The sequence below is a fragment of the Streptomyces sp. ATLC9 genome (assembly GCF_057196705.1).
Genome location: NZ_JBXUOY010000161.1, coordinates 1 through 12,472, shown reverse-complemented (window position 1 = coordinate 12,472; position 12,472 = coordinate 1). Strand labels below are relative to the sequence as shown.

Below are 12,472 nucleotides of genomic sequence, written 5' to 3'. Positions count from 1 at the left end.
GCCCTCACCGCGACGTCCTACAGGCCGGACGCGGCCGGAGCCGGCCGGCCGGCGGGCACCGGCGCCGCGGTGCCGGTGCCCGCCACCGGCGGCAGACCGCGCTCGCGCAGCGACAGCAGCACCCTCAAGGTGGCGATCCACACCAGGCAGGAGCCCAGCAGGTGCGCCGCGACCAGCACCTCCGGCAGTTCGGTGAAGTACTGGACGTAGCCGATGACACCCTGCGCCAGGAGCACCAGGAAGAGGTCCCGGGTGCGGACGCGAGGGCCCCGGGGCGCGTCCGCGGACCGCAGCGCCAGCCACAGCAGCACGGTCAGGGCCACCACGGCCCAGGCCAGCAGGGCGTGCACCCGGGCGGTCGTCTCCCAGTCCACGCCCATCCGCGGCACCTCGCTGCTGTCGCCCGCGTGCGGGCCCGAGCCCGTCACCATGGTGCCGACGACGATCAGCAGCACGGACACGGCGGTCAGCGCCGCCGCGAGCTGCCGGATCCGGGCCCCGGTCAGCGGGCGGGGCACGTCGTCGCCCTCGCGGGCACGCAGCCAGGTGACGGTGGTGACCGTGATGAGCACGCTGGCGAGCAGGAAGTGCGCGGCGACGGTGTACGGGTTCAGCCGCAGCAGCACCGTCGCACCGCCCAGCAGACCGTTGGCGACGACCAGCCAGAACTGCCACCAGGCCAGCCGCGACAGGCCCCGGCGGTACGGCTTCGCCGAGCGGACCGCGATGATCGCCCAGCCGACGGCGGCGCACAGCACGTACGTCAGCAGGCGGTTGCCGAACTCGATGGCGCCGTGCAGCCCCATCTCGGGCGTGGCGATCAGGCTGTCCCCGCTGCACTTGGGCCAGGTGTCGCACCCCAGTCCCGAGCCGGTCAGCCGCACCACCCCGCCGGTGACCACGATGAGCACGCTCAGGACGAGCGCGGCCAGGGTGGCGCGCTCCACGGTGCGCTGGGCGGGAGTCCAGCGCCTGGCGACGTACGCGACGGGGTTTCGCGCGAATTCGAGCAGACTGGGCACGGGCACCATGGTAGGCGGGCGCTTGTGCGAGCTTTCACGAGGGGCCGCGGGGAGCGGTCACTCCCACCGGAAGAAGCGGGCCGCGGCGGCCAGGCCCGCCACCGCCCACACGCCCAGGACCGCCAGGTTCGCCCAGGGCGTCCCGGCCCCGTCCCGCAGCACCTCGCGCAGCCCCTCGGAGAGCGCGGAGATCGGCAGCAGCTCCAGCACCCCGCGCACCGGCTCGGGGAACCTCTCCAGCGGCACCACCACCCCGCCGCCGACCAGCAGCAGGACGAGGACGAGGTTGGCCGCCGCCAGCGTCGCCTCGGCCCGCAGCGTTCCGGCCATGAGCAGTCCGAGACCGGAGAACGCCGCCGTCCCGGCGACCAGCAGCAGTGCCACGGCGAGCGGGCTGCCGTGCGGCGACCACCCCAGGGCCAGGGCCACCGATGTCAGCAGCACCACCTGCAGCACCTCGGTGACCAGCACCGCGCAGGTCTTGGCGGTCATCAGCCCCCAGCGGGGCAGCGGGGAGGCGGCCAGCCGCTTGAGGACGCCGTAGCGCCGCTCGAAGCCGGTGGAGATCGCCTGGCCGGTGAAGGCGGTCGAGAGCACGGCCAGCGCCAGCACGCCCGGCGCCAGGAAGTCCACCCGTTCGCCCCCGCCGCCCCCCTCCCCGGCCAGGTCCACGATGTCCACGGCGCTGAACAGCACCAGCAGCAGGGCGGGGATGACGATCGTCAGCAGCAACTGCTCGCCGTGCCGCAGCAGCAGCCGCGTCTCCAGCGCGGCCTGGGCCGCGATCATCCGGGGCAGCGGGGCCGCGCCGGGGGCGGGGGCGTACGTGCCCGGCCCGGTGTTCTCCGTACTCACGACCGCAGCTCCTTGCCCGTCGGATCCAGGCTGTGTCCTTCCGGGGGGCGACCCCCGGGCCCCCGGCCGGGGTGTGCGTGCCGCCTCACGGCCGCAGCTCCTTGCCCGTCAGATCCAGGAAGACGTCCTCCAGCGTGCGCCGCTCCACCGCGATGCCGTCCGGCATCACCCCGTTCTGCGCGCACCAGGATGTCACCGTGGCCAGGAGCTGGGGGCCGACGGTCCCGGTCAGGCGGTACGAGCCCGGGACCGTCTCGGCGGCGGCGGTGTCCGGCGGCAGTGCCTTGAGCAGGGAGGCCAGGTCGAGGCCGGGGCGTCCGGTGAAGCTCAGGGTGTTCTCGGCGCCGCCCCGGCACAGCTCCTCGGGGCTTCCCCGCGTGATCACCCGGCCCTCGTCGATGATCGCGACATCGTCGGCCAGGGTCTCGGCCTCGTCCATGAAATGCGTGCTCAGCACCACCGTCACGCCGTCCGCGCGCAGCTCCCGCACCAGCTCCCAGGCGGAGCGGCGGGCCTGCGGGTCCAGACCGGCGGTCGGCTCGTCCAGGAAGACCAGCTCGGGCCGTCCGACGACGGCCATGGCCAGTGCCAGGCGCTGCTGCTGGCCGCCGGAGAGCCGCCGGTAGGGGGTGCGGCCGCAGCCGGCCAGCCCCAGCCGCTCGATCAGCGCGCCGGTGTCCAGCGGGCGGGCGTGCAGCACGGCCATGTGGCGCAGCATCTCCGCGGCGCGGACGGTGGGGTAGATCCCGCCGCTCTGGAGCATCACCCCGATCCGGGGCCGCAGTGCGGCGGCGTCGGCGACCGGGTCCAGTCCCAGGACGCGGACGGTGCCCGCGTCCGCGCGGCGGTAGCCTTCGCAGGTCTCGATGGTGGTGGTCTTGCCCGCTCCGTTGGGTCCGAGGACGGCGGTGACGGTGCCGCGCCCGACGGTGAGGTCCAGCCCGTCCACCGCCGTCCTGCTCCCGTACCGCTTCACCAGTCCCGCGACCTCGACGGCCGCCGTGTCTCGCATACGGGCGAGTCTAGGAGCCCGGGGACGGACCGCCCCCGCCGGGCCGCCCCCGCCGCCGGAGCGTGCCGCCGGGCCGCGCCACCGGCGTCACCGGTAAGGCACGCCTTACGTGATGCATCCCATCCGGGCCGGTCAGGGCGTGGCTTGCCCGTCTCCTCCGAATTACGCAACAATGGCGTTGTGAAAAAGCGCACCCGCCGTCAACGGCCGCCCGGCCGCGGCGGGCGGGAGCGCCGCGGACCCGGGGCGGAGTGAGGAGGCTCGAGAGCGTATGGCGGCCCACCACGGCGTCGGTGACACCCGCGCCCCCGGTCACCCGGCCCAGGACGAGCACCACGGCACCCGCAACAAGGTCGCGCGATCCGTCCTCGACCACGGCCCGTCCACCGCGGCCGAGCTCGCCCAGCGGCTGGAACTCACCCAGGCGGCGGTCCGCCGTCACCTGGACGCGCTCGTCTCCGAGGGCGTCGTCGAACCACGTGAGAAGCGGGTCTACGGCTCGCGCGGCAGGGGCCGCCCCGCCAGGGTCTTCGCGCTCACCGACCGCGGACGCAGCGCCTTCGACCAGGCCTACGACCAGCTCGCCGTCGACGCCCTGAGGTGGATAGCCCAGGCCGCGGGCGGCGGGGAGGAGGGGCGGGCCGCGGTCGCGGCCTTCGCCCGGGCCCGGGTCGCCGCCCAGACCGAGCGGTACCGCGCCGAGCTGGAACGGGTCGCGCCCGAGGAGAGGGCCAGGGTTCTGGCCGAGGCACTGTCCAGGGACGGGTACGCTGCCACCGCGCGCGGCGCGCCCGCCTCCAGCGGAGAGCAGCTCTGTCAGCACCACTGCCCGGTGGCGCATGCCGCCGAGCGGTTCCCGCAGCTGTGCGAGGCGGAGACGGAGGTCTTCTCCCGCCTGCTCGGCACCCATGTGCAGCGTCTGGCCACCATCGCCCACGGCGACGGGGTGTGCACGACGTTCATCCCCAAAACGGCTTCCGGGTCCGCACCCGGGACCCCCAAGACATCCAAGACCACCGCAGCGACAGCATCTGCAAGCACAGCCGGGAGGAACCCCGCATGACTCTCCCCACGGAGACTGCCCACCCTGAGCTGGAGGGCCTGGGCAAGTACGAGTACGGCTGGGCCGACCCGGACGCCGCCGGCGCCTCGGCCAAGCGCGGCCTCTCCGAGGAGGTCGTCCGCGACATCTCGGACAAGAAGTCCGAGCCGGAGTGGATGCTGAAGCTCCGCATGAAGGGCCTGAGGCTCTTCGGGAAGAAGCCCATGCCGAACTGGGGCTCGGACCTGAGCGGCATCGACTTCGACAACATCAAGTACTTCGTGCGGTCCACCGAGAAGCAGGCCCAGACCTGGGAGGACCTGCCCGAGGACATCAAGAACACCTACGACAAGCTGGGCATCCCCGAGGCCGAGAAGCAGCGCCTGGTCGCCGGCGTCGCCGCCCAGTACGAGTCCGAGGTGGTCTACCACCAGATCCGCGAGGACCTGGAGAGCCAGGGCGTCATCTTCCTGGACACCGACACCGCGCTCAGGGAACACCCGGAGCTGTTCCAGGAGTACTTCGGCACCGTCATCCCGGCCGGCGACAACAAGTTCGCCGCGCTGAACACCGCGGTGTGGTCCGGCGGCTCGTTCATCTACGTGCCCAAGGGCGTCCACGTGGACATCCCGCTCCAGGCCTACTTCCGGATCAACACCGAGAACATGGGCCAGTTCGAGCGGACGCTGATCATCGTCGACGAGGACGCCTACGTCCACTACGTCGAGGGCTGCACCGCGCCGATCTACCAGTCCGACTCGCTGCACTCGGCGGTCGTGGAGATCATCGTCAAGAAGGGCGCCCGCTGCCGCTACACGACCATCCAGAACTGGTCGAACAACGTCTACAACCTGGTCACCAAGCGCGCCGTGGCCTACGAGGGCGCGACGATGGAGTGGGTCGACGGCAACATCGGCTCCAAGGTGACCATGAAGTACCCGGCCGTCTACCTGATGGGCGAGCACGCCAAGGGCGAGACCCTCTCGATCGCCTTCGCGGGCGAGGGCCAGCACCAGGACGCCGGCGCCAAGATGGTGCACATGGCGCCCAACACCTCCTCCAACATCGTCTCCAAGTCGGTGGCGCGGGGCGGCGGCCGCACCTCCTACCGCGGTCTGATCGAGATCGGCGAGGGCGCCGAGAACTCCAAGTCCAACGTGCTGTGCGACGCGCTGCTGGTGGACACCATCTCGCGCTCGGACACCTACCCCTACGTCGACGTCCGCGAGGACGACGTGACGATGGGCCACGAGGCGACGGTCTCCAAGGTCAGCGACGACCAGCTGTTCTACCTGATGCAGCGCGGTCTGTCCGAGGACGAGGCGATGGCGATGATCGTGCGCGGCTTCGTCGAGCCGATCGCCAAGGAACTGCCCATGGAGTACGCCCTGGAGCTCAACCGGCTGATCGAGCTGCAGATGGAGGGCGCGGTCGGCTGACCGCCCGGCCACCCGTCCTCACCCCTCCGTGACCGTGAGCCGGTCCCCGGGCGCCGAGAAGCCCGGGGACCGGCGAACACAGAAGACAGAGAGCGAGCAACACGACAGCCATGGCTGAGGCTCAGAACATCCCGGCCGGGTCCACGACCGCCGGATCGATCGCGGTGGCGGCCGAGTCCACCGTCGCCACCCGGATGAGCGCCCCGCCGTCCTTCGACGTGGCGGACTTCCCGGTGCCGCACGGCCGCGAGGAGGAGTGGCGCTTCACCCCGCTGGAGCGGCTGCGGGGCCTGCACGACGGCACCGCCGAGGCGGGCGGTGGCGTCAAGGCCGACATCTCCGCGCCCGACGGCGTGACGGTGGAGACCGTCGGCCGCGACGACGCCCGCCTGGGCCGGGCCGGCAAGCCCGTCGACCGGGTCGCGGCCCAGGCGTACAGCGCCTTCGAGAAGGCCGCCGTCGTCACCGTGCCCAAGGAGACGGTGCTCACCGAGCCGATCCGGGTGAGCATCCAGGGCCAGGGCGGCATCTCCTTCGGGCACACCGTCTTCGAGCTGGGCGCCTTCGCCGAGGCCGTCGTCGTCATCGACCACACCGGTGACGGCGTGCGCGCCGCCAATGTCGAGTACGTGCTGGGCGACGGCGCGAAGCTGACGGTCGTCTCCGTGCAGGACTGGGACGACACGGCCGTGCACTGCTCCCAGCACAACGCCCTGGTCGGCCGCGACGCCACCTTCAAGTCCGTGGTCGTCACCTTCGGCGGCGACGTGGTGCGCCTCCACCCGCGCGTCAACTACGCGGGCCCCGGCGGCGAGGCCGAGCTGTACGGCCTGTACTTCACCGACGACGGCCAGCACCAGGAGCACCGGCTCTTCGTCGACCACGAGGCATCGAACTGCCGCAGCAACGTCGTCTACAAGGGCGCCCTCCAGGGCCAGGACGCGCACGCGGTGTGGATCGGCGACGTGCTGATCCGCGCCTCGGCCACCGGCACCGACACCTACGAGCTCAACCGCAACCTCGTCCTCACCGACGGCGCGCGGGTGGACTCGGTGCCCAACCTGGAGATCGAGACCGGCGAGATCGTCGGCGCCGGCCACGCCTCGGCCACCGGCCGCTTCGAGGACGAGCAGCTGTTCTACCTGATGGCGCGCGGCATCCCGGAGCAGGACGCCCGCCGCCTGGTGGTGCGCGGCTTCTTCGCCGAGCTGGTCCAGCAGATCGGCCTGCCCGACCTGCAGGAACGCCTCATCGCCAGGATCGATGAGGAGCTGGAGGAGTCGGTCGCATGAGCACCGGCGAGAACACGGTGGACAGCGCGGGCTTCGTCCGCGCCGCCTCGCTCGGCGAGCTGGAGGAGGGCACTCCCAGGCGGGTGGAGATCGGCGGCGTCCCGGTCTCGCTCGTCCGCACGCGGGGAGAGGTCTTCGCGATCAACGACATCTGCTCGCACGCGAACGTCTCGCTCTCCGAGGGCGAGGTGGAGGACTGCCACATCGAGTGCTGGCTGCACGGGTCCAGTTTCGACCTGCGCACCGGCAAGCCCGACGGGCCGCCCGCCACGCGCCCCGTCCCCGTATACCCCGTCAAGATCGAAGGAGACGGCCCCGACGCGGCCGTGCTCGTCTCCACCACCCAGGAGTCCTGAAGCCCCATGGCAACGCTTGAGATCCACGACCTGCACGTCTCCGTCGAGGCCGAGAACGGCCCCCAGGAGATCCTGCGCGGCGTCGACCTGACCCTGAAGCAGGGCGAGACGCACGCCATCATGGGCCCGAACGGCTCCGGCAAGTCCACCCTCGCCTACTCGCTGGCGGGCCACCCCAAGTACACGATCACCGGCGGCACCGTCACCCTGGACGGCGAGGACGTGCTGGAGATGAGCGTCGACGAGCGCGCCCGCGCCGGCGTCTTCCTCGCCATGCAGTACCCGGTCGAGGTGCCCGGCGTGTCCGTCTCCAACTTCCTGCGCACCGCCGCCACCGCCATCCGCGGCGAGGCCCCCAAGCTGCGCACCTGGGTGAAGGAGGTCAAGGAGGCCATGGAGCGCCTCAACATCGACCCCGCCTTCGCCGAGCGCAACGTCAACGAGGGCTTCTCCGGCGGTGAGAAGAAGCGCCACGAGATCCTCCAGCTGGAGCTGCTCCGGCCGAAGATCGCGATTCTCGACGAGACCGACTCCGGTCTGGACGTCGACGCGCTGCGCATCGTCTCCGAGGGCGTCAACCGCGTCCGCGGGACCGGAGAGGTCGGCACCCTGCTGATCACCCACTACACACGCATCCTGCGCTACATCAAGCCCGACCACGTCCACGTCTTCGCGGCCGGCCGGATCGCCGAGTCCGGCGGCCCGGAGCTGGCGGACAAGCTGGAGGAAGAGGGCTACGAGGCCTACGTCAAGGGCGACCGGGCGGCGTGAGCCGTATCCGCGGGGCCGCCCCGGCGGCCCCGCGCACCGACGGCGCCCCCGGCCCCGGCCGGACGGGCGCGCAATGGGGTACCCGCGGGGTGTGGGATCTCGGGGGAGAACGGAGAAACACGAGCGTGACACAGCTGCCGGGCCTTCTCGACACGGACGCGATCCGCAAGGACTTCCCGCTGCTGGACCGCACGGTCCACGACGGGAAGAAGGTCGTGTACCTGGACAACGCGGCGACCTCCCAGAAGCCGAACCAGGTGCTCGACGCGCTGAACGACTACTACGCGCGGCACAACGCCAACGTCCACCGCGGCGTCCACGTGCTCGCCGAGGAGGCCACGGCGCTGTACGAGGGGGCGCGCGACAAGGTCGCCGCCTTCGTCAACGCCCCGAGCCGCGACGAGGTGATCTTCACCAAGAACGCCTCGGAGTCGCTCAACCTCGTGGCGAACATGCTCGGCTGGGCCGACGAGCCCTACCGCGTCGACGACCGGACCGAGATCGTCATCACGGAGATGGAGCACCACTCCAACATCGTGCCCTGGCAGCTGCTGGCGCAGCGCACGGGTGCGAAGCTGAAGTGGTTCGGCCTCACCGACGACGGCCGCCTGGACCTGTCGAACATCGACGAGGTCATCACCGAGCGGACCAAGGTCGTCTCCTTCGTGCTGGTCTCCAACATCCTGGGTACGGTCAACCCGGTCGAGACGATCGTCCGCCGCGCCCAGGAGGTCGGCGCACTGGTGGTGATCGACGCCTCCCAGGCCGCCCCGCACATGACGGTCGACGTCCAGGCGCTCCAGGCCGACTTCGTGGCCTTCACCGGCCACAAGATGTGCGGGCCGACCGGCATCGGCGTGCTGTGGGGCCGCCAGGAGCTGCTGGAGGACCTGCCCCCGTTCCTCGGCGGCGGCGAGATGATCGAGACCGTCTCGATGCACTCCTCCACCTACGCCCCCGCGCCCCACAAGTTCGAGGCGGGCACCCCGCCGATCGCGCAGGCCGTCGGGCTGGGCGCCGCCGTGGACTACCTGAGCTCGATCGGCATGGACCGCATCGCGGCCCACGAGGACGCGATCACCGAGTACGCGGTGCGCAGGCTCCAGGAGGTCCCCTCCCTGAGGATCATCGGCCCGTCCACGGCCGAGGAGCGCGGCGCCGCGATCTCCTTCACGCTCGGCGACATCCACCCCCACGACGTGGGGCAGGTGCTCGACGAGCAGGGCATCGCCGTCCGGGTCGGCCACCACTGCGCCAGGCCCGTCTGCCTCAGGTACGGAGTTCCCGCGACCACCCGGGCGTCGTTCTACCTGTACTCCACCCCGGCGGAAGTCGACGCCCTGGTGGAGGGGCTGGAACACGTACGGAACTTCTTCGGTTGATGTTCCGTGACCGACGACGGACTACCGCGGCTGCTGAAGGTGACTCGTGAAGCTTGACTCCATGTACCAGGACGTGATCCTGGACCACTACAAGCACCCGCACGGACGGGGGCTGCGCGACGGCGACGCCGAGGTGCACCACGTCAACCCGACATGCGGCGACGAGATCACCCTGCGGGTGAGGATGGACGGCTCCACCGTCGCGGACGTCAGCTACGAGGGGCAGGGCTGCTCCATCAGCCAGGCCAGCGCCTCGGTGCTGAACGACCTGCTGGTCGGCAAGGAGCTGGCCGAGGCGCGCCGGGTCCAGGAGACGTTCCTGGAGCTGATGCAGTCCAAGGGCCGGATCGAGCCGGACGACGCGATGGAGGAGGTCCTGGAGGACGCGGTCGCGTTCGCCGGGGTCTCCAGGTACCCGGCACGCGTGAAGTGTGCCCTGCTGAGCTGGATGGCATGGAAGGACGCCACCGCCCAGGCCCTGGGCGGCGGCTCCGCCGAGAACGAGGCCGGGCAGAAGGCCGGGCGCGAGGCCGAGGAGAGGACCGCATGAGCGAGACGCCGACCACGACGAAACCGGCGAGCGAGGACGAGGTCCGCGAGGCGCTGTACGACGTGGTGGACCCCGAGCTGGGTATCGACGTCGTCAACCTGGGCCTGATCTACGGCATCCACATCGACGACGACAACACCGCCACGCTGGACATGACGCTGACGTCCGCGGCCTGCCCGCTGACCGACGTGATCGAGGACCAGGCGAAGTCCGCGACCGACGGCATCGTCAACGAACTGCGCATCAACTGGGTCTGGATGCCGCCGTGGGGCCCTGACAAGATCACCGACGAGGGCCGCGAGCAGCTGCGCGCACTCGGCTTCAACGTCTGAGGCACCGGGCACCCAGCGCTCTCCCCCGCCGGCCGGGGCCCTTGCGGGGACCCGGCCGGCGAGGTGCGCGCACGGACGGGGCGGTCGGCGGGCCCGCCGTACCGCTGCGTAGCCTCGGCGCATGGTGTATCTGATGCTGGCCTGCGCGATCATGGCCGAGGTGCTGGCGACCACCTCGATGAAGTACAGCGACGGTTTCACCCGGCTGTGGCCCACCCTGGGCACCGCCGCCGGGTACCTCGTCGCGTTCACCCTGCTCGCGCAGACGCTCAGGACCATGTCGGTCGGCACCGCGTACGCGATCTGGTCGGGCGTCGGTACCGCGGCCATCGCCGTGATCGGCATGGTCTTCATCGGCGAGGCGGTCACCGCCGCCAGAATCACCGGAATCCTCCTGGTCATCGCCGGGGTGGTGGTCCTCAACCTGGGCGGCGGCCACTGACGGCGCCGCGTGCGCGTCTCCCGCGTACCCGCCCGCCGCGTCCGGCCGGTGGGACCGGTTCGCGCTCGCGGAAGGTGTCCGGTTAGCGTTTGGCCATGACCGAAGCACCTGCACCCGCACCCCGTACGACCGGCGCGGTCGCCGCCGGACTGGCCACCGTCGCACTCGAGGGGGGCGCCGTCCTCGACACCTGGTTCCCCGCGCCCGAGCTGACCGGCGCACCCGGACCCGCCGGCACCGAGCGGCTGAGCGCCGAGCGCGCCGCCGAGCTGCTGGGCGACGCCGCGCCGCGGGCCCTGGGACCGGACCGGGTCCGCGGCGTCGAGGTCATCGCCGTCAGCACCGCCATCGCCTCGCTGGACGACAAGCCCCTGGACGCGCACGACGCCTACCTGCGGCTGCACCTGCTCAGCCACCGCCTGGTGAGGCCGCACGGCCAGAATCTGGACGGGATCTTCGGTCTGCTCGCCAACGTGGCCTGGACCAGCCTCGGTCCCGTACCCGTCGAGCGGGTCGAGCGGGTCCGTCTCGCCGCCCGCGCCGAGGGCAGGCAGCTCACGGTCACCAGCGTCGACAAGTTCCCCCGGATGACCGACTACGTCATCCCCAAGGGTGTGCGCATCGGCGACGCCGACCGGGTGCGCCTGGGCGCCCACCTCGCCTCCGGCACCACCGTGATGCACGAGGGCTTCGTCAACTTCAACGCCGGGACACTGGGCACCTCCATGGTCGAGGGCCGCATCAGCGCGGGTGTCGTCGTCGGAGACGGCTCCGACATCGGCGGCGGCGCATCGATCATGGGCACCCTCTCCGGCGGCGGCAAGCAGACCATCTCCATCGGTGAGCGGTGCCTGCTGGGCGCCGAGGCCGGCATCGGCATCTCGCTGGGTGACGACTGCGTCGTGGAGGCGGGCCTCTACCTGACGGCCGGCACCCGCGTCGCCCTGCCCGACGGCGAGGTCGTCAAGGCGCTGGAGATGTCAGGCGCGAACAACCTCCTGTTCCGCCGCAACTCCACCACCGGGGCCGTCGAGGCCCTCCAGCGCTCCGGCTCCTGGGGCGGTCTGAACGAGGCCCTGCACAGCCACAACTGACGCCGCGCCGGATACGCCCTTGGCATCGGGCACTCGGCCGGGCCCGCCGCCCCCACCGGGCGGCGGGCCCGTTACGCTGTGCGGCCATGGGTGATCTCATGACCGGGGCGCGGTACCTGGGGCAGGGGCAGAAGTGGGTCCTGCGCAACGGACGGTGGTTCGGCTTCGGGCTGCTGCCCGCGCTCATCACCCTGGTGCTCTACACGGCGGCTCTGATCGCCCTCGGCTTCTGGGCCGACGACCTGGCGGTCTGGGCCACGCCGTTCGCCGACGGCTGGTCCTCGCCCTGGGGCGGACTGCTGCGCGGCACGTTCACGGTGCTGCTGTTCGCCGGCGGCCTGCTGATGGCGGTGCTCACCTTCACCGCCGTCACCCTGCTGGTCGGCGACCCCTTCTACGAGTCCCTGTCGGAGAAGGTCGAGGAGGCCGAGGGCGGCTGCCCCGAGGGCCCGGACGTCTCGCTGCTGCGCGGACTGTGGATCTCCCTGTGCGACAGCCTCTACGTCCTGGTGCGGGCGCTGGCCTTCGGCGTGGTGCTGCTCCTGCTCGGCTTCGTCCCCGTCGCCGGCCAGACCGTCGTCCCCGCCCTCGGCCTCGTCGTCTCCGGGTTCTTCCTGGCGCTGGAGCTCACCTCGGTGGCCATGCAGCGCCGGGACATCCCCGTCCGCGAGAGGATGCGGCTGCTGCGCGGGCGCAAGGCGCTCGCGGTCGGTTTCGGCACACCGCTGGCGCTGTGCTTCCTGGTGCCGCTGGCCGCGGTCTTCCTGATGCCGGGCGCGGTCGCGGGCGCCGCCCTCCTGGTGCGGGACCTGACGGGCGCGCCCGCGGACGGGCAGCCGGCCGCGCGGGAGCCGTACGGGCCGCGGGGGACGCGGGCCGAGCC

Annotated in this window: 14 protein-coding genes; 11 read left to right on the top strand and 3 right to left on the bottom strand. The window is 71.7% G+C overall.

The genetic code is table 11. The annotated features are described in order from the left end of the window. Positions 1–17: 17 nt before the first annotated feature. From AC2CJA_RS17145 to AC2CJA_RS17135, 3 genes are all read right to left on the bottom strand, one after another. Positions 18–1,031 (bottom strand): COX15/CtaA family protein, encoded by a 1,014-nt coding sequence (locus tag AC2CJA_RS17145; protein WP_484603562.1) that lies wholly within the window; start codon positions 1,029–1,031, stop codon positions 18–20. Between the two features lie 48 nt (positions 1,032–1,079). After that, positions 1,080–1,811 carry an ABC transporter permease gene (locus tag AC2CJA_RS17140; RefSeq protein WP_484603563.1) on the bottom strand — a complete coding sequence of 244 codons (732 nt, stop codon included), beginning with the start codon at positions 1,809–1,811 and terminating at the stop codon, positions 1,080–1,082. Between the two features lie 151 nt (positions 1,812–1,962). Further along, the gene (locus tag AC2CJA_RS17135; protein ID WP_484603561.1) at positions 1,963–2,889 is read right to left on the bottom strand and encodes an ABC transporter ATP-binding protein; all 927 of its coding nucleotides are present in this window, start codon (positions 2,887–2,889) and stop codon (positions 1,963–1,965) included. 271 nt (positions 2,890–3,160) lie between these two features. Between AC2CJA_RS17135 and AC2CJA_RS17130 the strand changes: the two genes are divergently transcribed. The 11 genes from AC2CJA_RS17130 to AC2CJA_RS17080 form a co-directional block, all read left to right on the top strand. Next, on the top strand, positions 3,161–3,952 hold the full coding sequence (locus AC2CJA_RS17130) for a helix-turn-helix transcriptional regulator (protein ID WP_484603560.1): 792 nt from the start codon (positions 3,161–3,163) through the stop codon (positions 3,950–3,952). Then, complete coding sequence (gene sufB, locus AC2CJA_RS17125; RefSeq protein ID WP_484603559.1) at positions 3,949–5,370, top strand: Fe-S cluster assembly protein SufB; 1,422 nt, start codon at positions 3,949–3,951, stop codon at positions 5,368–5,370. The genes AC2CJA_RS17130 and sufB overlap by 4 nt, the downstream gene beginning before the upstream one ends. A gap of 110 nt (positions 5,371–5,480) precedes the next feature. After that, entirely contained in the window at positions 5,481–6,662 is a 1,182-nt protein-coding gene (sufD, locus tag AC2CJA_RS17120; protein WP_484603558.1) for a Fe-S cluster assembly protein SufD, read from the top strand. Continuing rightward, entirely contained in the window at positions 6,659–7,018 is a 360-nt protein-coding gene (locus AC2CJA_RS17115; RefSeq protein ID WP_484603557.1) for a non-heme iron oxygenase ferredoxin subunit, read from the top strand. The genes sufD and AC2CJA_RS17115 overlap by 4 nt, the downstream gene beginning before the upstream one ends. 6 nt (positions 7,019–7,024) lie before the next feature. Continuing rightward, complete coding sequence (gene sufC, locus AC2CJA_RS17110; protein ID WP_484603556.1) at positions 7,025–7,789, top strand: Fe-S cluster assembly ATPase SufC; 765 nt, start codon at positions 7,025–7,027, stop codon at positions 7,787–7,789. A 125-nt stretch (positions 7,790–7,914) separates the two neighbouring features. Then, positions 7,915–9,171 (top strand): cysteine desulfurase, encoded by a 1,257-nt coding sequence (locus AC2CJA_RS17105; protein WP_484603555.1) that lies wholly within the window; start codon positions 7,915–7,917, stop codon positions 9,169–9,171. Between the two features lie 46 nt (positions 9,172–9,217). Then, the gene (gene sufU, locus AC2CJA_RS17100; protein WP_484603554.1) at positions 9,218–9,721 is read left to right on the top strand and encodes a Fe-S cluster assembly sulfur transfer protein SufU; all 504 of its coding nucleotides are present in this window, start codon (positions 9,218–9,220) and stop codon (positions 9,719–9,721) included. After that, positions 9,718–10,053, top strand: coding sequence for a metal-sulfur cluster assembly factor (locus tag AC2CJA_RS17095; protein WP_206346530.1), 336 nt, complete (start codon positions 9,718–9,720; stop codon positions 10,051–10,053). The genes sufU and AC2CJA_RS17095 overlap by 4 nt, the downstream gene beginning before the upstream one ends. 121 nt (positions 10,054–10,174) lie before the next feature. Further along, the gene (locus AC2CJA_RS17090) at positions 10,175–10,495 is read left to right on the top strand and encodes a DMT family transporter (RefSeq protein WP_484603553.1); all 321 of its coding nucleotides are present in this window, start codon (positions 10,175–10,177) and stop codon (positions 10,493–10,495) included. A 95-nt stretch (positions 10,496–10,590) separates the two neighbouring features. After that, positions 10,591–11,589, top strand: a complete 999-nt coding sequence (gene dapD / locus AC2CJA_RS17085) for a 2,3,4,5-tetrahydropyridine-2,6-dicarboxylate N-succinyltransferase (protein ID WP_484603552.1) — start codon at positions 10,591–10,593, stop codon at positions 11,587–11,589. Positions 11,590–11,675: 86 nt separating this feature from the next. After that, the coding region (locus AC2CJA_RS17080) for an EI24 domain-containing protein (RefSeq protein ID WP_484603551.1) at positions 11,676–12,472 on the top strand (797 nt) is incomplete at its 3' end.

Bases quoted from the DNA above. Each gene is read 5' to 3' on its own strand.
- AC2CJA_RS17115 (WP_484603557.1), top strand. From the start codon at position 6,659: ATGAGCACCGGCGAGAACACGGTGGACAGCGCGGGCTTCGTCCGCGCC.
- AC2CJA_RS17095 (WP_206346530.1), top strand. From the start codon at position 9,718: ATGAGCGAGACGCCGACCACGACGAAACCGGCGAGCGAGGACGAGGTC.
- dapD (WP_484603552.1), top strand. From the start codon at position 10,591: ATGACCGAAGCACCTGCACCCGCACCCCGTACGACCGGCGCGGTCGCC.
- sufD (WP_484603558.1), top strand. From the start codon at position 5,481: ATGGCTGAGGCTCAGAACATCCCGGCCGGGTCCACGACCGCCGGATCG.
- AC2CJA_RS17135 (WP_484603561.1), bottom strand. From the start codon at position 2,889: ATGCGAGACACGGCGGCCGTCGAGGTCGCGGGACTGGTGAAGCGGTAC.
- AC2CJA_RS17145 (WP_484603562.1), bottom strand. From the start codon at position 1,031: ATGGTGCCCGTGCCCAGTCTGCTCGAATTCGCGCGAAACCCCGTCGCG.
- AC2CJA_RS17130 (WP_484603560.1), top strand. From the start codon at position 3,161: ATGGCGGCCCACCACGGCGTCGGTGACACCCGCGCCCCCGGTCACCCG.
- AC2CJA_RS17140 (WP_484603563.1), bottom strand. From the start codon at position 1,811: ATGATCGCGGCCCAGGCCGCGCTGGAGACGCGGCTGCTGCTGCGGCAC.
- sufC (WP_484603556.1), top strand. From the start codon at position 7,025: ATGGCAACGCTTGAGATCCACGACCTGCACGTCTCCGTCGAGGCCGAG.
- sufB (WP_484603559.1), top strand. From the start codon at position 3,949: ATGACTCTCCCCACGGAGACTGCCCACCCTGAGCTGGAGGGCCTGGGC.
- AC2CJA_RS17090 (WP_484603553.1), top strand. From the start codon at position 10,175: ATGGTGTATCTGATGCTGGCCTGCGCGATCATGGCCGAGGTGCTGGCG.